The 1,144-nt window shown below is 70.5% G+C and carries 1 protein-coding gene; it reads right to left on the reverse strand.

Annotation, left to right across the window (positions count from 1 at the left end):
- Positions 1 to 347 precede the first annotated feature (347 nt).
- Positions 348 to 650, reverse strand: coding sequence for a hypothetical protein (locus HY68_RS09030; protein WP_041986693.1), 303 nt, complete (start codon positions 648 to 650; stop codon positions 348 to 350).
- Positions 651 to 1,144: the final 494 nt, after the last annotated feature.

Genomic DNA, 1,144 nt, shown 5'->3' on the forward strand with positions numbered 1-1,144 from the left:
CCTCCACCGCAAGGGAAGGCTGAGGGGGGCGGCCGGGGGGCTCCACGGGGGAGCTGGGCTCGTGGTGACGGCGGCTTGGCCGACTGCGGGCGCCGCGCACCAGTTGCGTGGGGGGACTCGGGCCGTCTCGGCGTCCACCCCCACCGGGTAGCAGCTGAGACCCATGCCCCGCTGATCACTGCCAGAGCGCATGAGCCAGGAACTGTGCAGGCCGGAGAGATTAGGCGGCCCGGGGGGCTCCACGGACCAGACCGGCCGTCGTGACGGGTGCTTGGCCGGATGCGGGTGCCACGCGACAGCTGCTCGGGTGACTCGGCTCGGCTCGGCGTCCGCCCCCGCCGGTGGGCTCAGAGGGCGTTGCCGATGAGGGCGACGGTCGGGACGGATGTGCCGAGAAGGCTGAGTGCCCAGTACTGGGCGGGCTGGAGGCGGGTGCGGCGGGCGAGGGGCAGGTTGGCCAACCACCAAAGGAAGCCGCAGATGGCGACGGGGATCCCCAGCCCGAAGAAGACGACACCGAAGCCGTCGTTCTCTTCCGGTGCCGGATCCACCCACGTCGAGCCGATGTAGTAGAGCATCCACAACGGGACGACCGCTGGGATGCCGAACAGCAGGTTGATGCCGAGCGCCGCGTACCACTGCCTGATCATGGCTCCCCCGCCCCGTGATCATTTGCCGGTGACCCTATCTCGGTTTCCGCGCACAACGCCCGTCGGTCGATGGGTGAGCAGAGCGGGTGTGACTGGTGGGACGGGTGTGGGCTTGTGAGGCACCCGTCGGGCGCCTTATGCGTGGGGAGTTGCGTTAGACGCACCGCAGGGCGCATCAGTCCGGTGTGGAGGCGCAGAGGGCTGCGACGGGCCGCCGGGCATCTCACGAGCCCATCCTCGCCCCCCGGCCGGGCGGCCCACCCGCTTGATGCGCCCTACGGCGCACCTAACGCAACACGGGACGCAAAAGGCTCCCGGCGAGCACCCCACAGGTCGCGTTCTCCCCCGTGAGTCACATCCGTACCACCTACCGGCCCATTGCCCCGGCCCAACTACCTCCGCCGGGGCACGCTCCCGCCCCACACCCACCCCCAATGACCAGCGGGGCATGAGTCTCAGCCGCTACCCGGTGGGGGCGGACGCTTAGCCAGCCC

Origin of the sequence: Streptomyces sp. AcH 505 (assembly GCF_000818175.1) — a bacterium.
In the GTDB taxonomy this organism is placed as follows: Bacteria; Actinomycetota; Actinomycetes; order Streptomycetales; family Streptomycetaceae; genus Streptomyces.